Annotated in this window: 25 protein-coding genes; 11 read left to right on the top strand and 14 right to left on the bottom strand. The window is 68.2% G+C overall.

What is annotated here, in order from left to right:
• Window positions 1–20: 20 nt before the first annotated feature.
• From VL129_RS12645 to VL129_RS12630, 4 genes are all read right to left on the bottom strand, one after another.
• Window positions 21–1,208 carry an acetyl-CoA C-acyltransferase gene (locus tag VL129_RS12645; protein ID WP_325413213.1) on the bottom strand — a complete coding sequence of 396 codons (1,188 nt, stop codon included), beginning with the start codon at window positions 1,206–1,208 and terminating at the stop codon, window positions 21–23.
• 15 nt (window positions 1,209–1,223) lie between these two features.
• Window positions 1,224–1,991: an SDR family NAD(P)-dependent oxidoreductase gene (locus VL129_RS12640; RefSeq protein ID WP_325413211.1), complete on the bottom strand. Its 768-nt coding sequence runs from the start codon at window positions 1,989–1,991 to the stop codon at window positions 1,224–1,226.
• A gap of 70 nt (window positions 1,992–2,061) precedes the next feature.
• On the bottom strand, window positions 2,062–3,105 hold the full coding sequence (locus tag VL129_RS12635) for an AraC family transcriptional regulator (protein ID WP_325413209.1): 1,044 nt from the start codon (window positions 3,103–3,105) through the stop codon (window positions 2,062–2,064).
• Window positions 3,102–3,992 (bottom strand): LysR family transcriptional regulator, encoded by an 891-nt coding sequence (locus tag VL129_RS12630; RefSeq protein WP_039561082.1) that lies wholly within the window; start codon window positions 3,990–3,992, stop codon window positions 3,102–3,104. Before VL129_RS12630 ends, VL129_RS12635 begins: the two co-directional genes overlap by 4 nt.
• Before the next feature lie 116 nt (window positions 3,993–4,108).
• On the opposite strand from VL129_RS12630, the gene VL129_RS12625 reads away from it, so the two are divergent.
• Window positions 4,109–4,888, top strand: coding sequence for an enoyl-CoA hydratase (locus VL129_RS12625; protein ID WP_325413206.1), 780 nt, complete (start codon window positions 4,109–4,111; stop codon window positions 4,886–4,888).
• Between the two features lie 44 nt (window positions 4,889–4,932).
• On the opposite strand, the gene paaY is transcribed toward VL129_RS12625, so the two are convergent.
• The 8 genes from paaY to VL129_RS12585 all read right to left on the bottom strand — a co-directional run bounded on the left by paaY (window position 4,933) and on the right by VL129_RS12585 (window position 12,856).
• A complete protein-coding gene (gene paaY / locus VL129_RS12620) occupies window positions 4,933–5,532 on the bottom strand; it encodes a phenylacetic acid degradation protein PaaY (RefSeq protein WP_325413204.1) in 600 nt (199 codons plus the stop codon).
• Window positions 5,533–5,590: 58 nt separating this feature from the next.
• The gene (locus VL129_RS12615; RefSeq protein ID WP_325413202.1) at window positions 5,591–6,601 is read right to left on the bottom strand and encodes a branched-chain amino acid ABC transporter permease; all 1,011 of its coding nucleotides are present in this window, start codon (window positions 6,599–6,601) and stop codon (window positions 5,591–5,593) included.
• 2 nt (window positions 6,602–6,603) lie between these two features.
• Window positions 6,604–7,491: a branched-chain amino acid ABC transporter permease gene (locus tag VL129_RS12610; RefSeq protein WP_325413200.1), complete on the bottom strand. Its 888-nt coding sequence runs from the start codon at window positions 7,489–7,491 to the stop codon at window positions 6,604–6,606.
• 74 nt (window positions 7,492–7,565) lie between these two features.
• Window positions 7,566–8,780 (bottom strand): ABC transporter substrate-binding protein, encoded by a 1,215-nt coding sequence (locus VL129_RS12605; protein ID WP_325413198.1) that lies wholly within the window; start codon window positions 8,778–8,780, stop codon window positions 7,566–7,568.
• An 86-nt stretch (window positions 8,781–8,866) separates the two neighbouring features.
• Complete coding sequence (locus VL129_RS12600; protein ID WP_027589064.1) at window positions 8,867–9,583, bottom strand: ABC transporter ATP-binding protein; 717 nt, start codon at window positions 9,581–9,583, stop codon at window positions 8,867–8,869.
• Window positions 9,580–10,350 carry an ABC transporter ATP-binding protein gene (locus VL129_RS12595; protein WP_325413195.1) on the bottom strand — a complete coding sequence of 257 codons (771 nt, stop codon included), beginning with the start codon at window positions 10,348–10,350 and terminating at the stop codon, window positions 9,580–9,582. The genes VL129_RS12600 and VL129_RS12595 overlap by 4 nt, the downstream gene beginning before the upstream one ends.
• A gap of 162 nt (window positions 10,351–10,512) precedes the next feature.
• Window positions 10,513–11,106 (bottom strand): peroxidase-related enzyme, encoded by a 594-nt coding sequence (locus VL129_RS12590; protein WP_325413193.1) that lies wholly within the window; start codon window positions 11,104–11,106, stop codon window positions 10,513–10,515.
• A 67-nt stretch (window positions 11,107–11,173) separates the two neighbouring features.
• Window positions 11,174–12,856, bottom strand: coding sequence for an AMP-binding protein (locus tag VL129_RS12585; RefSeq protein WP_325413192.1), 1,683 nt, complete (start codon window positions 12,854–12,856; stop codon window positions 11,174–11,176).
• 233 nt (window positions 12,857–13,089) lie between these two features.
• Here VL129_RS12585 and VL129_RS12580 point away from each other — a divergent pair, with 233 nt between their 5' ends.
• From VL129_RS12580 to VL129_RS12555, 6 genes are all read left to right on the top strand, one after another.
• The gene (locus tag VL129_RS12580; protein ID WP_325413191.1) at window positions 13,090–14,253 is read left to right on the top strand and encodes an isovaleryl-CoA dehydrogenase; all 1,164 of its coding nucleotides are present in this window, start codon (window positions 13,090–13,092) and stop codon (window positions 14,251–14,253) included.
• Between the two features lie 120 nt (window positions 14,254–14,373).
• Complete coding sequence (locus VL129_RS12575) at window positions 14,374–15,981, top strand: carboxyl transferase domain-containing protein (protein WP_325413189.1); 1,608 nt, start codon at window positions 14,374–14,376, stop codon at window positions 15,979–15,981.
• A 187-nt stretch (window positions 15,982–16,168) separates the two neighbouring features.
• Window positions 16,169–16,969 (top strand): gamma-carboxygeranoyl-CoA hydratase, encoded by an 801-nt coding sequence (locus VL129_RS12570; RefSeq protein ID WP_325413187.1) that lies wholly within the window; start codon window positions 16,169–16,171, stop codon window positions 16,967–16,969.
• Entirely contained in the window at window positions 16,966–18,879 is a 1,914-nt protein-coding gene (locus tag VL129_RS12565; RefSeq protein ID WP_325413185.1) for an acetyl/propionyl/methylcrotonyl-CoA carboxylase subunit alpha, read from the top strand. Before VL129_RS12570 ends, VL129_RS12565 begins: the two co-directional genes overlap by 4 nt.
• Complete coding sequence (locus VL129_RS12560; protein ID WP_325413183.1) at window positions 18,876–19,775, top strand: hydroxymethylglutaryl-CoA lyase; 900 nt, start codon at window positions 18,876–18,878, stop codon at window positions 19,773–19,775. Before VL129_RS12565 ends, VL129_RS12560 begins: the two co-directional genes overlap by 4 nt.
• A gap of 92 nt (window positions 19,776–19,867) precedes the next feature.
• Window positions 19,868–20,257, top strand: a complete 390-nt coding sequence (locus tag VL129_RS12555) for a MerR family transcriptional regulator (RefSeq protein ID WP_325413181.1) — start codon at window positions 19,868–19,870, stop codon at window positions 20,255–20,257.
• 21 nt (window positions 20,258–20,278) lie between these two features.
• Here the strand turns inward: VL129_RS12555 and VL129_RS12550 are convergent, their stop codons facing one another.
• Together VL129_RS12550 and VL129_RS12545 are read right to left on the bottom strand one after the other, a co-directional pair.
• Window positions 20,279–20,998 carry a ferritin-like domain-containing protein gene (locus VL129_RS12550; protein ID WP_325413179.1) on the bottom strand — a complete coding sequence of 240 codons (720 nt, stop codon included), beginning with the start codon at window positions 20,996–20,998 and terminating at the stop codon, window positions 20,279–20,281.
• A 10-nt stretch (window positions 20,999–21,008) separates the two neighbouring features.
• A complete protein-coding gene (locus VL129_RS12545; protein WP_325413177.1) occupies window positions 21,009–22,181 on the bottom strand; it encodes a hypothetical protein in 1,173 nt (390 codons plus the stop codon).
• Window positions 22,182–22,360: 179 nt separating this feature from the next.
• Between VL129_RS12545 and VL129_RS12540 the strand changes: the two genes are divergently transcribed.
• From VL129_RS12540 to VL129_RS12525, 4 genes are all read left to right on the top strand, one after another.
• Complete coding sequence (locus VL129_RS12540) at window positions 22,361–22,870, top strand: ferritin-like domain-containing protein (protein ID WP_325413175.1); 510 nt, start codon at window positions 22,361–22,363, stop codon at window positions 22,868–22,870.
• 96 nt (window positions 22,871–22,966) lie between these two features.
• A complete protein-coding gene (gene trhA, locus VL129_RS12535; RefSeq protein WP_027589077.1) occupies window positions 22,967–23,584 on the top strand; it encodes a PAQR family membrane homeostasis protein TrhA in 618 nt (205 codons plus the stop codon).
• Between the two features lie 99 nt (window positions 23,585–23,683).
• Window positions 23,684–24,817 (top strand): glycerate kinase, encoded by a 1,134-nt coding sequence (locus VL129_RS12530; protein ID WP_325413172.1) that lies wholly within the window; start codon window positions 23,684–23,686, stop codon window positions 24,815–24,817.
• A gap of 142 nt (window positions 24,818–24,959) precedes the next feature.
• Window positions 24,960–25,646 (top strand): cytochrome b/b6 domain-containing protein, encoded by a 687-nt coding sequence (locus VL129_RS12525; protein WP_325413170.1) that lies wholly within the window; start codon window positions 24,960–24,962, stop codon window positions 25,644–25,646.
• The last annotated feature ends 26 nt before the right edge of the window (window positions 25,647–25,672 follow it).

Here is a 25,672-nt window from a genome sequence, read left to right as displayed (position 1 = left end):
GCGCCGCCCCGCGAACGCCCTCAATCCAGCCGCTCGATGGCCATGGCGGTGGCCTCGCCGCCGCCGATGCAGATCGCCGCGATGCCCTTGCGCAGGCCGCGTTCGCGCAGCGCGGCGAGCAGCGTGACCAGGATCCGCGCGCCCGAGGCGCCGATCGGATGGCCGAGGGCGCAGGCGCCGCCGTTGACGTTGACCTTGGCGTGGTCCAGCCCGAGCTGGCGCATGGTGACCATGCTCACCACCGCAAAGGCCTCGTTGATCTCGAACAGGTCCACCTCGTCGAGGTGCCAGCCGGTGCGGGCCAACAGGGCCTGGATGGCGCCGATCGGCGCGGTCGGGAACAGGTTCGGCGCATCGGCGAACTCCGCATGGCCGCGAATCACCGCCTGCGGCTTCAGGCCCAGGCGTTCGGCGACCGAATGCCGGGTCAGCACCAGCGCGGCGGCGCCGTCGGAAATCGAGCTGGAGTTGGCCGCCGTCACCGTACCGCCATCGCGAAACGCCGGCTTGAGCGTGGGGATCTTCTCCGGATTGGCCTTGGGCGGTTGCTCGTCGTCGGCGATGGTCCGCTGCTCGCGGCCCCGGGTGACCGTCAGCGGCACGATCTCGCTGGCGAAGTGGCCGCCGCTGATCGCCTCACGGGCGCGCAGCAGCGAGGTCAGCGCGTAGGCGTCCTGCTCCGCGCGGCTGAAGCCGTGGCTCTGCGCGCAGTCCTCGGCGAAGGTGCCCATCAGGCGGCCCTTGTCGTAGGCGTCCTCCAGGCCGTCGAGGAACATGTGGTCGAGCACGTTGCCGTGGCCCATGCGGTAGCCGCCCCGGGCCTTGTCCAGCAGGTACGGCGCGTTGGACATGCTCTCCATGCCACCGGCCACCACCAGATCGACACTGCGGGCGCGCAGCACGTCGTGGGCGAAGATCGCCGCCTGCATGCCGGAGCCGCACATCTTGTTCAGCGTGGTGCAGGCGGTGCCCTTGTCCAGGCCGGCGCCCAGGGCCGCCTGGCGCGCCGGCGCCTGGCCCAGGCCGGCCGGCAGCACGCAGCCCATCAGCACCTGCTGCACGCGCTCGGGCGCCACGCCGCTGCGCTCGACCGCCGCGCGGATGGCGGCGGCGCCCAGTTGCGGGGCGCTGAGGCTGGCGAGGTCGCCCTGGAAGCCGCCCATCGGCGTGCGCGCGCTGCCAAGAATTACTACCGGGTCGCTGTGCATGGGGTTCACCTCTCTTTATTTCGCGGCCATGCGCAGGGCGCCGTCCAGACGGATCACTTCGCCGTTGAGCATGTCGTTCTCGACGATCTGCCGCACCAGTGCCGCATATTCGGCCGGACGGCCCAGGCGCGGGGGAAAGGGCACGCCGGCGGCCAGCGCATCGCGCACCTCCTGCGGCATGCCGGCCATCATCGGCGTCTCGAACACGCCCGGGGCGATGGTCATCACCCGGATGCCGTGGCGCGCCAGCTCACGCGCGGCGGGCAGCGTCAGGGCGACGATGCCGCCCTTGGACGCCGCATAGGCCGCCTGCCCGATTTGACCATCGAAGGCGGCGATCGATGCGGTGTTGATGATCACCCCGCGATTGCCCTGCGCGTCCGGCGCCCCCTCGGCGATCGCCTCGGCGGCCAGGCGCAGCATGTTGAAGCTGCCGATCAGGTTGAGGCCGATCACCCGGGCGAAGCTGTCCAGGCCATGCGGCCCCTGGCGACCGAGGATGCGCTCGCCGCTGGCCACCCCCGCGCAGTTGACCAGGCCGTGCAACGCGCCGAAGTGCTCCTGCGCCGCGCTCACCGCGGCCTGGGCGGCCGCCGCGTCGCACACATCGGTGACCACGCCGCGCGCATGGGCGCCCAGGGCGCGCACGCGCTCATCCAGCGCCTCTGCGTTGATGTCCGCCAGCAGCACCCGGGCGCCGGCCGCCAGCAACCCTTCGGCCGCCGCTGCGCCGAGGCCCGAAGCGCCCCCGGTGATCAGGAAAACCTTGTCCTTGATGTCCACGGCATAGCCCTCGCAATCAGGTTCGCGTCATCTTCAGCAGCCCCAATGGCGCGGACAATGGTCGCTCGTCTCAATCTGCCTGACCGTTTTCGCCAATCGGCGCGCCGAGGATCAGTGCGCGGTACTGGCCCGGATTGGTGCCGGTCCACTTGCGAAACGCCCGGTAGAACGAGCTGACCTCGGCAAAGCCCAGGCGCTCGGCGATCTGCGTGTAGGTGAGCGTCGCATCGGCCAGCCACAGCGTGGCCATCTCCTGGCGCACCAGGTCCTTGATCGCCTGGTACGGCAGGCCGGCTTCGGCCAGGCGGCGGCGCAGGGTCGAGGGCGACAGGCAGTACTGCCGCGCCAGTTGCTCGCCGCTCGGCCACTGCTCGGCCGGCAGGGCGCGCAACTGGGCCTTGATGCGGCTGGCCAGACTGCCGGTGTCGCGGTAGCGGACCAGGATGTTGGCCGGCGCCTGGGCCAGGAAGGCCTGCAATTCCGCTTCGCTGCGGCGCACCGGCAGGTCGAGCGCGGCGGCGGCGAAGATGATCCGCGTGCGGCCCTGGGCGAAGCGCAGGTTGTCGGAGAACATCACCCGATAGTCGTCGGTGTAGGCCGGTTCGGCGCAGCGCAATTCGACGGCCAGCAGCGGGATGCGCCGCCCGGTCAGCCAGCAGGCCAGACCGTGCAGGAGCATCCAGAAGGTGAAATAGCCGAACGCGCGCAGCGGCCGCTCGTCAGCCTCCAGCAGGACGACCTCCGCCAGGCTCTGGCTGCGCTGCAGGTCGGCGCGGAAGCGCTCGAAGGCCAGGGCGAAGAACTCCAGGGCCACCCGCAGCGCGCGCTCCAGGGTCGGCTGGCCCATCGCCGCGCGGCAGACGAAGGCGAAGCTGCCCGCGCGCAGCCGCCGCGCATCCATACCGAAGAACTCGTCGTCGAAGTGCCGCGCCAGTCGGCGCCACAGCCGGCTGTACTGCGCCACCTCGACCCGCGCCTCGGCGTCGCGCAGGTCGATCGACGCCAGCCCAAGCTGGCGCAGCAGGTCCTCGGCCGACCGCTGCGGCGAGGTGAAGGCCAGCAGCGCCTGCTCCACCAGCCGCACGGAAATGCTGCCCCGGCCGTCGCGGCTCATGCGCGGCCCATCATCAGGTCGTGGCTGCTGGCCGCGACTTCGCGCAGGAAATCCCAGCACACGCGCATGCGCGCCAGGTCCTTGTTTTCCACCGGCATGAGCATCCAGAAGGTGCGGGTGAACTCGATCTCGTCGACCAGCACGCCCTTGAGCAGCGGCTCGCGGCGCGCGGCGAACGCCGGCAGGATCGCCAGCCCGGCGCCGGCGGCGACGGCCTCCTGCTGGGCGAGGATGCTGGTGCTGCGCAGCGAGTGCTGGCGCGGCCGGACGATTTCGTCGAGGTAGAACAGCTCCTTGCTGTACAGCAGGTCCTCGATGTAGCTGACGAACACGTGCTCGCCGAGGTCTTCGCGGCTGCGGATCGGCGGGTGGGACGCCAGGTAGGCTTCCGAGGCGTACAGGCGCAGCACGTAGTCGGTGAGCTTGGTGATCACGTAGGGCCCGCGTTCGGGGCGCTCCAGGGTGATGACGATGTCCGCCTCGTTGCGCGCCAGGCGCACCGAGCGCGGCACCGCCAGCAGGTCCACGCCCAGGTGCGGGTAGCTGCGCGTCAGGCTGGCCAGGTGGCCGGCGAGCATCAGCGTGCCGTAGCCCTCGGTGGCGCCGATGCGCACCTGCCCGGAGAGGCGGTCGGCGCTCAGGCTCGGTTGCTCGATGGAGGCGACGGCGCTTTCCATCGCCTCGGCCTGGGCGAGCAGCTCGCGTCCAGCCTCGGACAGGCGATAGCCGGCCTTGGCGCGGATGAACAACTGGCGGTCGAGGGCCTTCTCCAGCGCCTGCACGCGCCGCGCCACCGTGGTGTGGTCGACACCCAGGCGCCGCGCGGCCGCGGTCAGCCGGCCGGCACGCGCCAGTTCGAGGAAGTAACGCAGGTTGTCCCAATCCACAGCCGCCTCCGAATGCCATCCGTGCAAAAACGCAGATTACCTCTGCGTCCAGCACCGTGGGTTTACGATTTTCCCGCTGCTAGCATCGGGCCTCGACCTCATCACAAGGAACCGCCATGAGCCCAGCCAAGATTCAGCTCGCCATGCACGGGCACACCGCCCTGCTGACCATCGCCAACCCGCCGGCCAACACCTGGGACCGCGAATCGCTGGCCGCCCTGGAGCAGTTGATCGGGCAGCTCAACGACGACCCGGCTGTCTATGCGCTGGTCATCACCGGCCAGGGCGACAAGTTCTTCTCCGCCGGGGCCGATCTCAAGCAGTTCGCCGACGGCGACAAGACCGCCGCCCGCGAGGTCGCCGAGCTGTTCGGCCGCGCCTTCACGGCGCTGAGTCAGTTCCGCGGCGTGTCCATCGCCGCGATCAACGGCTACGCCATGGGCGGTGGCCTGGAATGCGCGCTGGCCTGCGACATCCGCATCGCCGAGGAGCAGGCGCAGATGGCGCTGCCGGAAGCCAGCGTCGGCCTGCTGCCGTGCGCCGGCGGCACCCAGAACCTGCCGTGGCTGGTGGGCGAAGGCTGGGCCAAGCGCATGATCCTCTGCGGCGAGCGCGTCAGCGCGCAGAAAGCCGAGCGCATCGGCCTGGTCGAGGAAGTCGTGCCGCGCGGCGAGGCGCTGGCGTTCGCCCTGCAACTGGCCGAACGCGTGCACGCGCAGAGTCCCTCCTCGGTCAGCCGCTGCAAGCGCCTGGTGATGAACGCGCGCAGCGCGCCGCATGCCGAGGGCTGGGCCGCCGAGCGGGACCTGTTCGTCGAGCTGTTCGATACCCGCGACCAGCGCGAAGGCGTGAATGCCTTCCTGGAAAAGCGCAGCGCGCGCTGGCAGAACGCCTGAACCCGGCGCAGCCCCGCCACCGCGGGGCTGTCTGCCCGCCGGCATCAGGGCTGCCGTTCCGCCTTGGGGCGCAGCTCGCTCGACCAGACATGCCGGCGGCCCGGCTCCGGCGCGCTCAAAGGCTGGCATTCCACCAGGCTCTCGCGGCAGCGCTGGGCGAGCAGCTGATACTCGCGCGTGGCGGCCTGCTTCCAGGCGACTTCCTCGTCGCCGAGCAGGCGCTTCACGCTGGCCGGCGCACCCATCACCAGCGATTGCGGCTCACAGGTGAAGCCCGCCTTGACGAAGGCCGAGGCCGACACGAACGACCGCGCGCCGATCGAGGCGCGATCCATCACCACCGCGTTCATGCCGATCAGCGCGTCGGCGCCGATCCGGCAGCCGTGGATCACCGCGCCATGGCCGATATGGCCGTGCCGCTCGACCACCGTGTCGCTGTCCGGGAAGCCATGCATGACGCAGGTGTCCTGCAGGTTGGCGCCCTCCTCCAGGACGATGCGCCCGAAGTCGCCGCGCAGGCTGGCCAGCGGGCCGACATAGCAACCGGCGCCGACGATCACGTCGCCGATGAGTACCGCGGTGGGGTGCACGAAGGCGCTGGGATGCACCACCGGCGTCAGGCCATCGAGGCTGTAACAGGGCATGGCGATTCTCGTCTGCCAGGGGGATCGACGAACCGCGCCGGCGCCAGCCGGCGCCGGCTCACTTGAAGTTGCGCTTCACCAGTCGCTCCAGCCAACCGACGATGCCGGAGCGGAACAGCAGCACGCAGAGCACGAAGATCACCCCGAGGATCACATGCACCCACTCGCCCAGCGGGCCGTTGGACAGCGAACTCTGCAGCGTGACCACCACCGTGGCGCCGACCAGCGGGCCGAGCAGCGTGCCCACGCCGCCGAGCAGGGTCATCAGGATCACCTCGCCGGACATGTGCCAGTGCGCATCGGTGAGCGAGGCCAGCTGGAAAACCACGGTCTTGGTCGCCCCTGCCAGGCCGGCCAGCGCCGACGAAATCACGAAGGCCAGCAGCTTGTGCGCATCGACGTTGTAGCCGAGCGACACCGCGCGCGGCTCGTTCTCGCGGATCGCCTTGAGCACCTGGCCGTAGGGCGAATGGATGGTGCGCTGGATGACCGCGAAGCCGAACACGAACACCGCCAGCACGACGTAGTACAGCGCCAGGTTGTTCTGCATGTCGATCAGGCCCAGCAGATGACCGCGTGGCACGCCCTGCAGGCCGTTCTCGCCGCCGGTGAACGGCGCCTGGACGAAGACGAAGAACACCATCTGCGCCAGCGCCAGGGTGATCATCGCGAAGTAGATGCCCTGCCTGCGGATCGCCAGCAGGCCGAAGATCAGCCCCAGCAGCGTGGAAGCCAGCGTGCCGGCGAGGATGCCCAGCTCGGTGCTCAAGCCGCTGTAGCTGCTCAGCATGTGGCCGGTGATATAGCCGCCGCAGGCGAAGAACGCCGCATGGCCGAAGGACAGCAACCCGGCATAGCCGAGCAGCAGGTTGAAGGCACAGGCGAACAGGGCGAAGCACAGCAGCTTCATCAGGAACACCGGGTAGATGGCCAGCGGCGCCAGCAGCGCCAGGCCCAGCAGCGCCAGGTAGAACAGTTGCCGACGGCGCAGCGCGGCGCGCCGGCGCTCGCGTTCGACATTGGCCCGCACCGCCATCGGCACCGCCGCAACGCTTTCTTGACTCGACATGCTCACGCCTCCTTACCGAACAGGCCCGCCGGACGCACCAGCAGCACCAGCACCATGATCACGAAGATCACCGTGTTGGCGGCCTCCGGATAGAACACCTTGGTCAGGCCTTCGATCAGGCCCATGGCCAGACCGGTGATGATCGCGCCCATGATCGAACCCATGCCGCCGATGACCACCACGGCGAACACCACGATCAGCAGGTTCGCGCCCATGCCCGGCGTCACCGCATAGATGGGCGCGGCCAGCACGCCGGCGAACGCCGCCAGGGCCACGCCGTAGCCGTAGGTCAGGGTGACCAGCAGCGGCACGTTGATGCCGAACGCCTGCATCAGCTTGGGGTTCTCGGTGCCGGCGCGCAGGTAGGAGCCCAGCCGGGTGCGCTCGATCATGTACCAGGTGACGAAGCACACCAGCAGCGCGGCGACGATCACCCAGGCGCGGTAGGTGGGCAGGAACATGAAGCCCAGGTTGTAGCCGCCCTTGAGGGCGTCGGGCATCGGGTAGGACGAGCCGGACACGCCGAACAGCTTGACGAAGCTGCCCTCGACGATCAGCGCCAGGCCGAAGGTCAGCAGCAGGCCGTAGAGGTGATCCTCACCGGCGATGCGCCGCAGCAGGCCGCGCTCGATGCCCATGCCCAAGAGGCCGATCAGCAGCGGCGAGAGCAGCAGCGCCGCCCAGTAGTTGACGCCCAGGTAGTTCAGGCCGAGGAACGCGGCGAAGGCGCCGAGCATGTACTGCGCGCCATGGGCGAAGTTGATGATGCGCAGCAAGCCGAAGATGATCGCCAGGCCAAGGCTCAACAGCGCATAGAACGAGCCGTTGATCAGGCCGAGCAGCAGCTGCCCGAGCAACACGCTCAGGGGGACGCCGAAAACAAGAGTCATGATTCACCACCGTCGTGAAGGTCCGCGCACCCCCCGGCCGCTGGCGACCGAGGAATGCCTGGATCGGCGCTCGATCAGTTCTTGGCCACCAGCTTGCACTGGCTCTCGGCGAGCGGCCGGAAGGCTTCATTGCCCGGGATGGTGCGGACCATCTGGTACAGGTCCCATTCGCCCTTGGATTCGGACGGGGTCTTGACCTTGACCAGGTACATGTCGTGGACCATGCGGCCGTCCTCGCGGATGCGGCCGTCCTTGGCGAACATGTCGTTCACCGGGGTCTTGGCCATCTGCGCGCGCACGGTCGCGGTGTCGTCGCTGCCGGTCTGCTTCACCGCGTTCAGGTAGTGGGTGGTGGCCGAGTAGATGCCGGCGTGCACCATGGTCGGCTTGCTGCCGACGCGCTTCTGGTAGCGCTCGGCCCAGGCGCGGGTTTCCTCGTTCATATCCCAGTACCAGCCGGTGGTCAGCATCAGGCCCTGGGTCACCTCCAGGCCCATGGCATGGATGTCGTTGAGGAACACCACCATGCCGGCGAGCCGCTGGCCGGCTTGCGTCACGCCGAATTCGCTGGCGGTCTTCAGCGAGTTGACGGTATCCGCGCCGGCGTTGGCCAGCGCGACCACGTCGGCGCCGGAACCCTGCGCCTGCAGGATGTAGGAGGAGAAGTCGCTGCTCGGGAACGGATGGCGCACGGCGCCGACCACGCTGCCACCCTCGGCATTCACCACCTTCTTGATGTCGGTTTCCATCGAGTGGCCGAAGGCGTAGTCGGCGGTGAGGATGTACCAGCTCTTGCCGCCGTCCTTGAGCACCGCGTTGGCGGTGCCGTTGGCCAGGGCGAAGGTGTCGTAGGTCCAGTGGATATGGTTGGGCGAGCAATGCTCGTTGGTCAGGCTGGAGGCCGCCGCGCCGGAGATCAGCGCCAGCTTGCCGCCCTGCTCCACCACCTTGCTCGCCGCCAGCACCACGGAGCTGGCGACCAGGCCGGTCACCATGTCGACGTTGCGCTCGTCGATCCACTGGCGCACGGTGTTGGCGCCGACATCCGGCTTGTTCAGGTCGTCGGCGTTGAACAGCACGATCTTCTTGCCGTCGACCGTGCCGCCGAAGTCTTCCACCGCCATCTTCAGCGCCTCCAGGCCGCCGGGGCCGGAGAGGTCGCGGTAGGTGCCGGACATGTCGGCCAGGTAGCCGATGCGGATCTCGTTGTTGCTGATCTGCGCCTGGGCGGCTGCGGCGATCAGGCTGGAAGCCAGGATGGCGCTGGCGCTGTTGCGGACAAAGTTCATGGCTCAAATCCCTCACGATTGTTTTTATTGTTTTACCGGCCGCATCCCGTGCGGCCGCTTGCTGCCTGCCTTGTCGAAAGCAGGGGTCACACCCCCAGACAACTGTTGAGAAAGTCCTTTCTGGCGTCCAGGTCCGCCGCCTTGATCTCCTCGATGATGCGGCCGTGTTCCATCACGTAGTGCCGGTCGGCCAGCGGCGCGGCGAAGCGGAAGTTCTGCTCCACCAGCACGATGGTCAACCCGCGCTGCTTGAGCTTGATCAGCACCTCGCCGAGCTTCTGCACGATCACCGGCGCCAGGCCCTCGGTGATTTCGTCGAGCAGCAGCAGGTTGGCGCCGGTGCGCAGGATGCGCGCCATGGCGAGCATCTGCTGTTCGCCGCCGGACAGCCGCGTGCCCTGGCTGAAGCGGCGCTCGTAGAGGTTGGGGAACATCTCGTAGAGCTCGTCCAGGCCCATGCCGCCGCTGCGCACGGTGGGCGGCAGCAGGAGGTTTTCCTCGACGCTCAGGCTGGCGAAGATGCCGCGTTCCTCCGGACAGTAGCCGACCCCCAGGCGCGGGATCTGGTGGGCCGGCATGCCGATGGTCTCGTTGCCATTGACCAGGATCGAGCCGGTACGCCGGCCGACCAGGTTCATGATGGCGCGCAGGGTCGTGGTGCGCCCGGCGCCGTTGCGCCCGAGCAGCGTGACCAGCTCGCCGCGCCCGACCACCAGATCGACACCGTGCAGGATGTGCGATTCGCCGTAGAAGGCGTGCAGGTCGCTGACCTGCAGTTGATGACGCTCGGCCGTCGGTTTCATGGCTGGGCCTCCACGGCGGCTTCGCTGCCCAGGTAGGCCTCGCGCACCTGCGGGTTGGCCGAAACGCTGTCGTAGTCGCCCTCGGCGAGCACCGCACCGCGCGCCAGCACGGTGATGCGGTCGCACAGGCGGCTGACCACGCTGAGGTTGTGCTCGACCATCAGCACCGTGCGGTTGACGGCCGCGCGGCGCACCAGGGCGACCACCATGTCGACGTCTTCGCCGCCCATGCCCTGGGTCGGCTCGTCGAGCAGCAGCACGACGGGGTCCAGCGCCAGGGTGGTGGCCAGCTCCAGCGCGCGCTTGCGGCCGTAGGGCAGCTCGATGGCCAGGGTGTCGGCGAAGGATTCCAGGTCCACCTCGGCGAGCAGCTGCATGGCCTGTTCGTCGAGCGCGTGCAGGCTGCGCTCGGATTTCCAGAACTGGTAGGAAGTGCCCAGCTTCTGCTGCAGGGCGACGCGCACGTTCTCCAGCACGCTCAGGTGGCCGAACACCGCGGAGATCTGGAACGAGCGCACCAGGCCGAGCCGGGCGATCTCGCTCGCCTTCATCGCGGTGATGTTCTTGCCGCGATAGAGGATCTCGCCACGGGTCGGCGTGAGGAACTTGGTAAGCAGGTTGAACACGGTGGTCTTGCCGGCCCCGTTCGGGCCGATCAATGCATGGATGTGCCCCTGACGGACTTGCAGATCCACGGCGTCCACTGCGGTGAAGCCGCGAAACTCCTTGGTCAGGCCGCGCGTTTCCAGCACGAACTGCGATTCCATGGGATGCCCTCTAACCTTGATTGTTGTTGTTGGTTATGGCGCAGCCAGATGCCCTTTACGTAAACGATAACAACCGGTTTCCGCGGCCAGCAAGCGGCATTTTCAAACGCTCGACTGATTGGTCAGGAGATGACGCATCAGGTCGAGAACTGCGCCCCGCTCTCAGCGGGCGACCGCCCTGGGCACGCGGCCCAGCAGGTAGAACTCGTCATTGGGCGGCGTGCGCGCCATGGACACCAGGCGGTTGGACAGCCCGAACAGGGCGGCAATGGCGCCGATGTCCCAGATGTCGTCGCGACTGAAACCCTGTGCTTCCAGGCGCGCCTGCCAGGTGTCGTCGAGCACGCCGCGCCCGGCGGCCAGGTGCAGGGCGAAATCCAGCATCGTGCGCTGGCGTTCGGAAATCGGCGCGGTGCGGTAGTTGACCGCGATCTGGTCGGCCAGCTGCGCGTCCTTGGCCAGGATGCGCAGGATCGCACCGTGGGCGACCACGCAGTACAGGCAGCCGTGGTCGGCGCTGACCGCCACCACGATCATTTCCTTCTCGGCCTGGGTCAGGCTGTCGGACGCGCGCTCCATCAGCGCGTCGTGGTAGGCGAAGAAGGCGCGGAACTCCGCCGGCCGATGGGCCAGCATGAGAAACACGTTGGGGATGAAGCCGGCCTTTGCCTGCACGGCGAGGATCCGTTCGCGCAGGTCGGCGGGCAGTGCATCGAGGCTGTCGGGCAGCGGAAAACGACTGATCGGCTGAGACATGGAGCAGCTCTCCGTGGGAGTGGATCGACGTTGAACCTGCTGGCCGGGCGAGCCCGGCCAGTGCCGGTCAGTGCTGTTCGCTGATGCCCAGCTCGACCACGCTGATCTCGCGCATGCGGAACTTCTGCACCTTGCCGCTGATGGTCATCGGGAAGTCATCGACGAACTTGATGTGGCGTGGCGTCTTGTAGTGGGCGATGCGCCCCTTGCAGAACTCGCGCAGCGTCTCGCACTCGACCTGATGACCCGGGTGCAGCTTGACCCAGGCGACGATCTCCTCGCCGTACTTGCTGTCCGGCACGCCGATCACCTGCACGTCGGCCACCGCCGGATGGGTGAAGAGGAATTCCTCGATCTCGCGCGGATACACGTTCTCGCCGCCGCGAATGATCATGTCCTTGTTGCGGCCGACGATCTTCACGTAGCCCTCGTCGTCCATCACCGCCAGGTCGCCGGTGTGCATCCAGCGCGCGCCGTCGATGGCTTCGCGGGTGGCGTCCGGGTTGTTCCAGTAGCCGAGCATCACGCTGTAGCCGCGCGTGCAGAGTTCGCCGATCTGCCCGCGCGGCACCACCGCGCCGTGTTCGTCGACGATCTTGCTTTCCAGGTGCGGCTGGGTGCGGCCGACGCTGGTCACCCGGCGCTCCAGGTCGTCGTCGGCGCTGGTCTGGGTGGACACCGGGCTGGTTTCGGTCATGCCGTAGGCGATCTGCATTTCGGCCAGGTGCATGTCGTCGATGACCCGCTTCATCACCTCGATCGGGCAGGTGGAGCCGGCCATGATGCCGGTGCGCAGGCTGCTGAGGTCCAGCGACTGGCGCTCCGGGTGGTCGAGCATGGCGATGAACATGGTCGGCACGCCGTACATGCCGGTGGCCTTTTCCTCGGCCGCGGCCTGCAGCGCCGCCAGCGGCTCGAAAGCCGCGCTCGGGTAGATCATGGTGGTGCCGTGGGTGACGCAACCGAGGTTGCCCATGACCATGCCGAAGCAGTGGTACAGCGGCACCGGGATCACCAGGCGGTCGTGCTCGGTCAGCTTGAGGCTCTCGCCGACCATGTAGCCGTTATTGAGGATGTTGTAGTGGCTGAGGGTGGCGCCCTTGGGAAAGCCGGTGGTGCCGGAGGTGTACTGGATGTTGATGGGGTCGTCGAACTGCAGGCGCTCGCCGCACTGGCGCAGCTGCTCGGGGCCGACCTGCTCGGCCATCTCCATCAGCGCCGGCCAGGGCAGCATGCCGTCCAGCGGCTGGCGGCCCAGGCTGATCACGCCGCGCAGCTCCGGCAGCATGTGGCTCTGCAGCGCGCCGAGCGCCGCGTTTTCCAGCTCCGGCAGCAGCTCGTGGAGCATGGCGTGGTAGTCGGAGGTCTTGAAGGCATCGGCGCAGATCAGCCAGCGGCAGCCGGACTGCTTGAGCGCGTATTCCAGTTCGCTGAGCCGGTAGGCCGGGTTGATGTTGACCAGCACCACGCCGATCTTCGCCGTGGCGAACTGGGTGATGCACCACTCGGCATTGTTCGGCGACCAGATCCCGAGCCGCTCGCCGGCCTGCAGGCCGAGCGCCAGCAAGCCGCGTGCGCAACGGTCCACCGCCTGCGCCAGCTCCGCCCATGTGTAACGCAGTTGCTGATCGCGTACCACCAGGGCCTCGCGCCGGGGAAAGCGCTCCACGGTGCGATCGAAGGCCGCGCCGATGGTCATGGGCAACAGGGGTTTGCTCTGCGGTCCGCAGGTATAACTCGGAAGACTCATGGCGAATTTCCTCAGTCTTATGTTTGTTATGAGGCGTTGCTTCCCAGGGGGCCCCGTGGTGTTGACAGTTGTCCAGGGGCAGGATTACGTTAACGTAAAGGTCATTAGCCGACAACCCGCTCCAAAAGTCGAAGAACAGCGGGCCGGGGTGGCGGAAAAAGATGGCGCAATCGCCGCCGGCGCGATGGCGGAACAACCCGAACATAGAACAACTACAAGACAGCAGGTGCCCCATGAACTATTCCAGCCTCAACTTTGCACTCGGCGACACCATCGACATGCTGCGCGAACAGGTGCAGGCCTTCGTCGCCGCCGAGCTGGCGCCGCGCGCAGCGGCCATAGACCAGGACAACCTGTTCCCTGCGGACATGTGGCGCAAGTTCGGCGAGATGGGCCTGCTCGGCGTGACCGTTTCCGAGGAATACGGCGGCGCCGGCCTCGGCTACCTGGCGCACGTGGTGGCGATGGAGGAAATCAGCCGCGCTTCGGCCTCGGTCGCCCTCTCCTACGGCGCGCATTCCAACCTGTGCGTCAACCAGATCAACCGCAACGGCACGGCCGCGCAGAAGGCCAGGTACCTGCCGAAACTGATCAGCGGCGAACACATCGGCGCGCTGGCGATGAGCGAGCCGAACGCCGGTTCCGACGTGGTCTCCATGAAGCTGCGCGCCGACCGGAAGGGCGACCGCTTCGTGCTCAACGGCAGCAAGACCTGGATCACCAACGGCCCGGATGCCAACACCTACGTGATCTACGCCAAGACCGACCTGGACAAGGGCGCGCACGGCATCACCGCGTTCATCGTCGAGCGCGACTGGAAGGGTTTCTCGCGCGGCAACAAATTCGACAAGCTGGGCATGCGCGGCTCGAACACCTGCGAGCTGTTCTTCGACGACGTCGAGGTGCCGGAGGAGAACGTGCTCGGCCAGCTCAACGGCGGGGTGAAGGTGCTGATGAGCGGCCTGGACTACGAGCGCGTGGTGCTGGCCGGCGGCCCGACCGGGATCATGCAGGCCTGCCTCGACGTGGTGGTGCCCTACATCCACGACCGCAAGCAGTTCGGCCAGAGCATCGGCGAGTTCCAGTTCATCCAGGGCAAAGTGGCCGACATGTACACCCAGCTCAACGCCAGCCGCGCCTACCTGTATGCGGTGGCCCAGGCCTGCGAGCGTGGCGAGACCACCCGCAAGGACGCCGCCGGGGTGATCCTCTACACCGCCGAGAACGCCACGCAGATGGCCCTGCAGGCGATCCAGATCCTCGGCGGCAACGGCTACATCAACGAGTTCCCCACCGGCCGCCTGCTGCGCGACGCCAAGCTCTACGAGATCGGCGCCGGCACCAGCGAGATCCGCCGCATGTTGATCGGCCGCGAGCTGTTCAACGAATCCAAGTGAGCCGTAGGGTGGAAGACGCCCCCCAGCATCAACAGTCGTAGGGTGGAAAACCGCAAAGCGTTTTCCACCGCAGCCGGTGGATGGCAGCGCCATCCACGATGGAATGAACCGGAGCCAACCATGGCCATCCTGCACACCCAGATCAATACCCGCTCGCCGGAGTTCGCCGCCAACCGCGCGGCGATGCTCGACCAGGTGAACGAGCTGCGCGCCCTGCTCGGCCGCGTCAGTGAAGGCGGCGGCGCGTCCGCCCAGCAGCGCCATGTGTCGCGCGGCAAGCTGCTGGTGCGCGAGCGCATCGATACGCTGCTCGACACCGGCTCGGCCTTCCTCGAACTGGCGCCGCTGGCCGCCCACGAGGTGTACGGCGAGGACGTCGCCGCCGCCGGCGTGGTCGCCGGCATCGGCCGCGTCGAAGGCGTCGAATGCATGATCATCGCCAACGACGCCACGGTTAAAGGCGGCACCTACTACCCGCTGACGGTGAAGAAGCACCTGCGCGCGCAGACCGTCGCCCGCGAGAACCGCCTGCCGTGCATCTACCTGGTGGACTCCGGCGGCGCCAACCTGCCGCGCCAGGACGAGGTGTTCCCCGACCGCGAGCACTTCGGCCGCATCTTCTTCAACCAGGCCAACATGAGCGCCCTGGGCATTCCGCAGATCGCCGTGGTGATGGGTTCCTGCACCGCCGGCGGCGCCTATGTGCCGGCGATGGCCGACGAGACCATCATGGTGCGCAACCAGGCGACCATCTTCCTCGCCGGCCCGCCGCTGGTGAAGGCCGCCACCGGCGAGGTGGTGACCGCCGAGGAGCTGGGCGGCGCCGACGTGCACTGCAAGACCTCCGGGGTCGCCGACCACTACGCCGAGAACGACGAACACGCGCTGGCCCTCGCCCGCCGCTGCGTGGCCAACCTCAACTGGCGCAAGCTCGGCCAGTTGCAGAGCCACGCACCGCGCGCGCCGCTGTACGCGGCCGAGGAGCTGTACGGGGTGATCCCGGCGCAGGCCAAGCAGCCCTACGACGTGCGCGAGGTGATCGCGCGCCTGGTCGACGGCAGCGAGTTCGATGAATTCAAGGCGCTGTTCGGCACCACGCTGGTCTGCGGCTTCGCGCACCTGAACGGCTACCCGATCGCCATCCTCGCCAACAACGGCATCCTGTTTTCCGAGGCGGCGCAGAAAGGCGCGCACTTCATCGAGCTGGCCTGCCAGCGCGGCGTGCCGCTGCTGTTCCTGCAGAACATCACCGGCTTCATGGTCGGGCAGAAGTATGAAGCGGGGGGCATCGCCAAACATGGCGCCAAGCTGGTCACCGCGGTGGCCTGCGCCCAAGTGCCGAAGTTCACCGTGCTGATCGGCGGCAGCTTCGGCGCCGGCAACTACGGCATGTGCGGACGCGCCTACGACCCGCGTTTCCTGTGGATGTGGCCCAACGCGCGCATCGCGGTGATGGGCGGCGAACAGGCCGCCGGGGTGCTGGCCCAGGTCAAGCAGGAACAAAGCGAACGCGCCGGCAAGGTGCTCGGCGACGACGAGGTGGCGGCCATCAAGCAGCCGATCCTCGAGCAGTACGAGCGCCAGGGGCATCCCTATTACTCCAGCGCGCGGCTGTGGGACGACGGCGTGATCGACCCGGCGCAGACCCGCGAGGTGCTGGCGCTGGCGCTGTCCGCCGCGCTCAACGCACCGATCGAGCCGACCCGCTTCGGCGTGTTCCGCATGTAGATCACCCTCTCCCCAGCCCTCTCCCGTCAAGGGAGAGGGGGTATGAGGAGCTGCACGCTCGACTCCCCTCTCCCCCTGCGGGAGAGGGGCCGGGGGAGAGGGGGAAAGGCGCCAGCCAGGCTGGGCGAGTGCCAGGTTCCACGCACGGACTGTACCCGCCCTATGCACCATTACCGTTGGAGTTCACATGACTGATTTCAGCACTCTCCAGCTCGAGCGAGATTCCCGTGGCGTGGCCACCCTGTGGCTGAACCGCGCGGACAAGAACAACGCCTTCGACGCCCGGGTGATCGCCGAACTGAACGCGGCGCTGGCCGAGGTGGGGGATGACGCGAGCATCCGCTTCCTGGTGCTGCGTGGGCGCGGCAAGCACTTTTCCGCCGGCGCCGACCTGGGCTGGATGCGCGAATCGGCGCGGCTCGACTACCAGGCCAACCTGGACGACGCCCACCAGCTCGGCGAGCTGATGCAGCGCCTCCACCAGCTGCCGCAGCCGACCCTGGCCGTGGTGCAGGGCGCGGCGTTCGGCGGCGCGCTGGGGCTGATCGCCTGCTGCGACCTGGCCATCGGCGCCCGCGACGCGCTGTTCTGCCTGTCGGAAGTTCGCATCGGCCTGGCCCCGGCGGTGATCAGCCCGTTCGTGGTCAAGGCCATCGGCGAGCGCGCCGCGCGGCGCTACGCGCTGACCGCCGAGCGCTTCGACGGCGAGCGTGCCCGCGAGCTCGGCCTGCTCGCCGAGACCTACCCGGCCGGCGAGCTGGACGCCGCCCTCGAGCACTGGATCGACAACCTGCTGCTCAACAGCCCGCAGGCGCTCAGGGCCTGCAAGGCGCTGCTGCTGGAAGTGGGCGATGGCGATTACGACGCCGCACTGCGCCAGACCACCGAACAGGCCATCGCCCGCCTGCGCACCAGCCCGGAAGGCCAGGAGGGCCTGAGCGCCTTCCTGGAGAAACGCACCCCCGCCTGGCAGGAGAACCAGCCATGAACCGTTCCATCGATACCCTGCTGGTGGCCAACCGCGGCGAGATCGCCTGCCGGGTGATGCGCACCGCCAAGGCCCTGGGCCTGACCACCGTCGCCGTGCACAGCGCCGTCGACGCCAGCGCCCGGCACGCCCGCGAGGCGGATATCCGCATCGACCTGGGCGGCGCCAAGCCGGCCGACAGCTACCTGCGCATCGACAAGCTGATCGACGCGGCGAAAGCCAGCGGCGCCCAGGCCATCCACCCGGGCTACGGCTTTCTCTCGGAGAATGCCGAGTTCGCGCGCGCCATCGAAGAGGCCGGGCTGATTTTCCTCGGCCCGCCCGCCTCGGCCATCGACGCCATGGGCAGCAAGTCGGCGGCCAAGGCGCTGATGGAGGAAGCCGGCGTGCCGCTGGTGCCCGGCTATCACGGCCAGGCCCAGGACTACGAAACCTTCCGCGCCGCCGCCGAGGTGATCGGCTATCCGGTGCTGCTCAAGGCCACCGCCGGCGGCGGCGGCAAGGGCATGAAGGTGGTCGAGCGCGAGGCGGACCTGGCCGAGGCGCTGGCTTCCGCACAGCGCGAGGCGCAATCCTCGTTCGGCGATTCGCGCATGCTGGTGGAGAAGTACGTGCTCAAGCCGCGCCACGTGGAGATCCAGGTATTCGCCGACATGCACGGCAACTGCCTGTACCTCAACGAGCGCGACTGCTCGATCCAGCGTCGCCATCAGAAGGTGGTCGAGGAAGCCCCGGCGCCCGGCATGACCCCGGCGCTGCGCCGCGCCATGGGCGAAGCGGCGGTGAAGGCCGCCCAGGCGATCGGCTATGTCGGCGCCGGCACCGTGGAATTCCTGCTGGATGCACGCGGCGAGTTCTTCTTCATGGAGATGAACACCCGCCTGCAGGTGGAACACCCGGTCACCGAGGCCATCACCGGCCTGGACCTAGTGGCCTGGCAGATTCGCGTCGCCCGGGGCGAGCCGCTGCCGATCAGCCAGGAACAGGTGCCGCTGCGCGGCCACGCCATCGAGGTGCGCCTGTACGCCGAGGACCCGGACAACGATTTCCTGCCGGCCACCGGCACCCTCGACCTGTACCGCGAAGCCGCCGCCGGCCCGGGCCGCCGCGTCGACAGCGGCGTCGCCGAGGGCGACACGGTGTCGCCGTTCTACGACCCGATGCTCGGCAAGCTGATCGCCTGGGGCGAGAACCGCGAGGAAGCGCGCCAGCGCCTGCTGGCCATGCTCGACGAAACCGCGGTCGGCGGCGTGCGCACCAACCTGGCCTTCCTGCGCCGGGTGGTCGGCCACCGCGCCTTCGCCGAGGCCGAACTGGACACCGGCTTCATCCCGCGCCACGAGCGCGAGCTGCTGCGTCCGGCCGGCGAGCTGTCCGAAGCCTTCTGGCAGCAGGCGGCCGAGTGTTTCGTGCGCAGCGCGGCCGCCCGCGTGCGCGACGACGACGCGCATTCGCCGTGGTCCCGGCGCGACGGGCTGCGCTTCGGCCTGCCGGCGCAGATCAGCCTGCACCTGCAGTGCAACGGCGAAAGCCGCCGGTTGAAGGTCGATCCAACGGCGCAGCCGTCGAGCGCCCGGTCTCCGAGGGCGATTCGCCAGGGCGATACGCTGTATGTGCAATGGCAGGGCGAATGGCTGGCGGTCACCGCCTTCGACCCGATCGCCGAAGCCGAAGCCAGCCACCCGCAGCACGGCGGGCTGACCGCGCCGATGAACGGCAGCATCGTGCGCGTGCTGGTCGAGGCCGGGCAGCAGGTCGAGGCCGGCACCGCGCTGATCGTGCTGGAGGCGATGAAGATGGAGCACAGCATCCGCAGCGCCCAGGCCGGCGTGGTCAAGCGCCTGTTCTGCAGCGAGGGCGAGATGGTCAGCGAAGGCGCGGTGCTGCTGGAGATGGAGGAGGGCCTATGAACCTGCCCCAACAGGTCCGTCTGGTCGAAGTCGGCCCGCGCGACGGTCTGCAGAACGAGCGCCAGCCGATCAGCGTGGCCGACAAGGTGCGCCTGGTGAACGACCTGAGCGCCGCCGGCCTTTCCTATATCGAGGTCGGCAGCTTCGTGTCGCCCAAGTGGGTGCCGCAGATGGCCGGCTCGGCCGAGGTGTTCGCGCAGATCGCGCGCAAGGCCGGCGTCACCTACGCGGCGCTGACGCCCAACCTGAAGGGACTGGAGGCGGCCATCGAGGCCGGGGTGCGGGAAGTCGCGGTGTTCGCCGCCGCGTCCGAAGCCTTCTCGCAGAAGAACATCAACTGCTCGATCGCCGAGAGCCTGGCACGCTTCGTCCCGCTGCTGGACGCCGCCCGCGCGCGGGACATCCGCGTGCGCGGCTACGTGTCCTGCGTACTCGGCTGCCCCTACGAGGGCGAGGTGGCGCCGGGTAAGGTCGCCGAGGTGGCCGGCGAGCTGCATGCCCTGGGCTGCTACGAGATCTCGCTGGGCGACACCATCGGCACCGGCACGCCGGGCAAGGCCCGCACGCTGTTCGATACCGTGGCGCGCGTGGTGCCCCGCGAGCGACTGGCCGGGCATTTCCACGACACCTACGGCCAGGCGCTGGCCAACATCTACGCCAGCCTGCTGGAAGGCATCGCGGTGTTCGACAGCTCGGTCGCCGGCCTCGGCGGCTGCCCCTATGCGAAAGGCGCCAGCGGCAATGTCGCCAGCGAGGACGTGCTGTACCTGCTCGATGGCCTGGGCATTCACACCGGCGTGGATCTGCCGGCGCTGATCGCGGCCGGCCAGCGCATCAGCGAGGTGCTGGGCCGGCCAAATGGCTCGCGGGTGGCGCGGGCGCGTCTGGCGCAATGACACCGATGCCAACAAGGCGGCCGCATGTGCATAAAATAGCCCGCCGGCCGGGGGCTCCCTGCCAGGCACCTCCATCGAGTAGTGGAATCACCATGTCCAAACAGACCTACCGGATTTCCGACCTGGCCAACGAGCTGGATATCACCACGCGGGCCATCCGCTTCTACGAGGAGCAGGGCCTGCTGTCGCCGACCCGGCGCGGCCAGGAGCGCATCTACTCGGCCAAGGATCGCGTCGCGCTGAAGCTGATCCTGCGCGGCAAGCGCATCGGTTTCTCGCTGGCCGAATGCAAGACGCTGATCGAGCTGTACGACCCCCAGGCCGGCAACCAGAAGCAGCTCAACATCATGCTCGGCATGATTGCCGAACGCCGGCAGCAGCTCGAGCAGCAGTTGCTGGACATCCAGCAGATGCAGCTCGAACTGGATACCGCCGAAGAGCGCTGCCGTACCGCCCTGCAAACGCTCCAGGAGAAGCACTGAGCGAAAGCGCTCACGCCGCCGCTACACCTGCCCCAGCACCTCCTGGCTCAACCATTCCTTCACCGTGCGCATATGCACCTGCTCCTGCTTGAGCGCCTTGCCGAAGGAGTCGGCGATGTCGCCCTGGCCGGAGGCGTTGGCCAGGTCGATGAGCAATTCCCAGCCGGCGTTGTCGCTGAGTTCGGCGGTGAGCAGGGCGTTGAGACACTGGGCGAGGCTGGTGCGCGGGTCGGTGATGGTTTCCATCATGCCCATGTTGATGCAGCCGGCCACATCGGCGCAGGGGGTCATGGCGGTGGGGTCGGCGCCGAGCTTTTCGATGGCGGCGGTGACCAGGCCCAGGTGTTCGGCTTCTTCCTGGCGAAAGTGCTGCAGGGTCTGCAGCATGGACTTGTCCAGGGTGTCGATGGCCTTGGCCTTGGCCAGCAGGGCGTCGTAGAGGCGCACGCCGCCGCGCTCGAAGGCCAGGCGCTCGCCCAGCTTGTCGATCAGCACTTCGGGGCTGACGCCGACCAGCTTGTTGACCGCCGTTTTCAGCATGCCCTTGGCCGACCCGGGTACCGGCACCGAGCCGATGGACTCGGCCTGGGCCGCTTCCCGGGTGCGCACCAGGGCGAGTTTTTCCGGGCCGCCCGCCACATCCGGCGGCACGTCCCGCGTGGCCTTGAGTTGCGCTTCGCTGTCCTTGGGCGACATCTGCGCGCCGGTGACGTTGTGTCCCATCTTGACTGCGGTCTGCATGGTGAACTCCTCAGGAGGCTTTCTTCAGGCTGAGTTCGGTTCCCGGTGTCCACTGGTAGCCGGCGGACACGGTTTGCGAGGCAACGCCGTCGGCGTGCAGCTGCTTGCGGTAGTCCTTGCTGGCCTTGCCCTCGTTCTTGCGGTCGACGAAAGCGTGCCCCTTGGCGCGCAGGTCGATTTCCTCGGCCAGGGTCTTGCGCACGAATTCGCGCTGGCTCTTGAACTCGATGAGCTTGGGCACCGAGCCATTGAGAATCTCCGCCGGGTCGCGCCGCTCGTGCTTCTTGAGCAGTTCGCCGACCAGTTGCAGATGGCCCAGTTCGTAGTCGACGAAGCGCTCCCAGATCGCCTTGATGCGCGGGTTCTCCTCCTGCTCCATGCAGCTGTGGTAGGCGTAGATTTCCATGGCCTCGTGGACCAGCCACTTCTCCAGGAAGCTCTCGTCGGGGTCCTGCAGCGAGCCGTACTGGGTGACGTGCTGTTCCTCGACCGAGGCGATCTCCGCGTACAGCTGGCGGGCCAGCGGGTCGGAGAAGGTCGGCCCGATGGTCATGTAGTAGTCGTGGGTCTGGTATTCGGCGGCGGTGATCATGGCCGCGTGGATCTTGGTGATCAGCGCGGCGCTGTCGCGCTGGTAGGAATCGCGCAGGTCGTCTTCCGGAGCGCGGTGGTGATCGGTGGTCGGCCGGCTGGGGATGATGTCCGTATAGCCCTGCAGGATGTTGTTGGCGTCCTTGCCTTCCAGGCGATCGAGCATCGCCGAGTAGCGGTACAGGTGGTCGAAATCCTCCAGCAGGCCGAAGCGATAGGTCTGCGCCTGATAGGGATCGGGCTCGGTCTGCGCCACGGCGGCGGTGACCTCGATGGCCACCTGTTCGTAGGCGACGGTGGTCTCCAGCGGCGAGTGGTCGGCCGAGAGCAGCCAGTTGACCATAGTGGCCTGGTGCTGCTCGGCACGCCGCACCTGGGCGAGGGCCTCGCGCAGCGGGCCGTGGAAGCGCGCGCCGATGTTCTTCAGGCGCAACGCGTCGGTCTCGATGCCGTTCATGAGGATGATGCGCACCCGGGTGAAGGCGTCGTCGTCGAGCTTGCTGATGGGTTTGCCCGCCATCTCGCGCCAGGTGAATTTCTGCTTGTCCAGGGGCGTGCCCTTGGCGTCGAACAGGCTGGTCAGGGTCTCCATGCTTACCTCCGTACAGTCGGTGGAAGGCCACGATAGCCACTCAGTCCTGATCGGGAGCCGCGCGCAGAGTTGCAGGCGCACGATGGGCGGCCGCCGGCGTTTCCACCCGTCCCCTTTCCTGAACACCCGGCGGGCGGCCCGCTCACAGCAGACGACCACTGCCATGGGAGGACCGAACAATGACGACGATCCAAGACAACCTGCTCGACTGGCTGCGCGACGCCCATGCGATGGAGCAGCAGGCGGAAAACATGCTTAGTTCCCAGGTCGAGCGGCTGGAGCACTACCCGCAGCTGCGCGCCCGCATCCAGCAGCATCTGGAGGAAACCCATCAACAGCGCGCCCAGCTGGAAACCTGCCTGCGGCGCCTGGGCAGCAGTCCGTCCACGCTGAAGGACCTCTCCGCCAAGATCATGGCCTTCGGCCAGGGCATGGCCGGCATGGTGATGAGTGACGAGGTGGTGAAGGGTGCCATGAGCGGCTACGTGTTCGAGAACATGGAGATCGCCTCGTACACCGTGCTGATCGAGGCCGCCAAGGTGGCCGGGGACGCCGAGACCCAGCGGGTCTGCGAGTCCATCCTGCAGCAGGAGGTCGCCATGTCCGACTGGCTGCGCGCGCACCTGCCGGAACTCACTCAGGCGTTCCTGACGCGCTCCGCGGCGCCGGGTGTGGAAGCAAAACGCTAGGTTGCGACACATGCGTCAGGGATGACGGAACAAAACCGTCACTGCCGGTTCATGTTCGCTTGCTTATACTGGCGACGCGGATCAAGGAGAAATGGCATGTATCACGGTGAACGCTTCAACGCCTGGAGCCATCTGGCCGGCGCCCTGCTGGCCCTGACCGGCTCGGTGTGGCTGATCGTCCTCAGCAGCCTGGATGGCGACCCCTGGAAGATCGTCGGGGTGTCCATCTACGGTGCCACGCTGCTGCTGCTCTACACCATCTCCACCGTCTACCACAGCGTGCGTGGGCGGGCGAAGCGCATCCTGCGCAAGCTCGATCACCTGTCGATCTACCTGCTGATCGCCGGCAGCTACACGCCCTTCTGCCTGGTGACGCTCAATGGCGCCTGGGGCTGGACGCTGTTCGGCATCGTCTGGGGCCTGGCGATCATCGGCATGCTGCAGGAGATCAAGCCGCGCTCCGAGGCGCGCGTGCTGTCGCTGGTGATCTACGCGGTGATGGGCTGGATCGTGCTGATCGCCATCGGCCCGTTGCTGCGCAACCTGGGCGGCGAGGGCTTCGCCTGGCTGCTGGCCGGTGGCGTGGTGTACACGGCGGGTATCGTGTTCTTCGTCTACGACACGCGCTTTCGGCACTGGCACGGCATCTGGCACCTGTTCGTGGTCGGTGGCAGCTCGCTGCACTTCGTGGCCATTGGCGGCTATGTGATCTGAGCATCGCCTGTCGGTAGGAGGGGTTTCAGCGCCGATGCTGTTCATCCCCCAAAGCATCGCGGCTGAAGCCGCTCCTACAGGCCTGACATCCGCGTCACCATGAAGATCGTCATCGCCCCGGACTCGTTCAAGGGAAGCCTCGCCGCCCCGCAGGTGGCCGAGGCCATCGCGCGCGGCTGGCAGGCGGTGTTCCCGGCGGCCGAATGCCTGCTGCGACCCATGGCCGATGGCGGCGAAGGCACGGTGGACGCGGTGCTGGCGGCAGCGGGTGGCGAACGGCGCACCTGCACGGTCAGCGGCCCGCTGGGCACGCCCGTCGAGGCCCACTGGGGCTGGCTGGACGACGGCACCGCCGTGATCGAGATGGCCGCCGCCAGCGGCCTGCACCAAGTGGCGGCCGACCAGCGCGACATTCCGCGCGCCTGCAGCCAGGGCACCGGCGAGCTGATTCGCCAGGCCCTGGATGCCGGGGCGCGACACATCATCCTCGGCCTGGGCGGCAGCGCCACCAACGATGGCGGCGCCGGCCTGCTGCGCGCCCTGGGCGTGCGTCTGCTGGACAGCGCCGGGCAGCCGCTGGCGCCCGGTGGTGCGGCGCTGGCCCGGTTGGCGGAAATCGATCTGTCCAGGCTGGACCCGCGCCTTGCCCAGGTGCCGGTGCTGGTGGCAGCCGACGTGGACAACCCGCTGTGCGGCCCGCACGGTGCCTCCGCGGTGTTCGGCCCGCAGAAGGGCGCCAGCCCGGAGCAGGTTCGCCTGCTGGATGCGGCGCTCACCCATTACGCCGAGCGGATGGCCGCCACGCTGGGCACGGATCATTCGACCGAGCCGGGTGCCGGGGCGGCCGGCGGGCTGGGTTTTGCGGCGCGCGCCCTGTTGGGCGCCCGCTTCCGCCCCGGCATCGCGGTGGTGGCCGAGCTCTGCGGCCTGGCCGAGGCCGTGCAGGGTGCCGACCTGGTGATCACCGGCGAGGGACGCCTGGACGCCCAGACCCTGCACGGCAAGACGCCGCTGGGCGTGGCCCGCATCGCCCACGCGGCCGGCGTGCCGGTGATCGCCCTGGCCGGCAGCCTGGGCGAGGGTTACCAGCGCCTGTACGCCGCCGGCCTCAGCGCCGCCTTCAGCCTGGCGCCCGGCCCGATCGATCTGCGGCAGGCCTGCGCCGATGCCGCCGCCCTGCTGCAGGCGCGCGCCACCGAAATTGCCCGACTCTGGCAAGTCGCCCGCCGCTGACGCAACCGGGCCACCCCCTGATCCGCTGAGGCATTCTGTCACGCACTGGCGCTGCTCCGGCCCCAGCCGAGCGGATACCATGTCGCCCGCCGGCAACCCCCATTGCAGACGCCGGCGCATGCCGGACGTCGAGGAGTCGAACATGACACAGAGGGTTTGGGACCTGCCGCTGCGGCTGTTTCACTGGTTGCTGGTGCTGAGCGTGGCGGGCACGATCGCCACCGGGCTGGCCGGCGGCAACTGGATGGGCTGGCACGCCGATCTGGGCGTGTTCGTCGCCGGCCTGCTGGTGTTCCGCCTGCTGTGGGGCCTGCTGGGTTCCACCTATGCCCGCTGGAACGCCATCGTCAGCGCGCCGTTCGCGATGGGCCGCTACCTGCGCGGGGAATGGCGCCAGCCGGGGCACAACCCGCTGGGCGCGCTGTCCGTGCTGGCCCTGATCGCCGTGCTGATCGCCCAGACCGTGACCGGTCTGCTGGCCTATGACGACATCGCCCTGCGCGGCCCGCTGGCCCGCCTGGTGGATACCGAGACCAGCCTGTGGCTGACCGACATGCATCGCCAGCTGAAGAACCTGCTGATGCTGCTGATAGTGCTGCACATCGTGGCTATCGTGGCGTATCAGCTGCGTGGCAAGAAGCTGGTGCAGGCCATGCTGCATGGCCGTGACACGGAGATGGCACCGGAACAGGCGGCCCGTGGCGGCAGTCTGGCAGCGTTCCTGTTCGCCCTGGCCATCAGCCTGGCGGCGGGGTGGGCGCTGCAGCAGGCGCCGCAATGGCTGGAACCGCCGAAACCGGCCACCCCGCCGCCGGCGTTGAGCTGGTAGCGGAACGCCCTCTCCCCTCGCGGGAA

The organism is Pseudomonas sp. (assembly GCF_035497915.1).
Taxonomy (GTDB): Bacteria; Pseudomonadota; Gammaproteobacteria; order Pseudomonadales; family Pseudomonadaceae; genus Serpens.
Note: the sequence above shows the minus strand (reverse complement) of the source record. Positions and strands in the feature narration are given on the sequence as shown.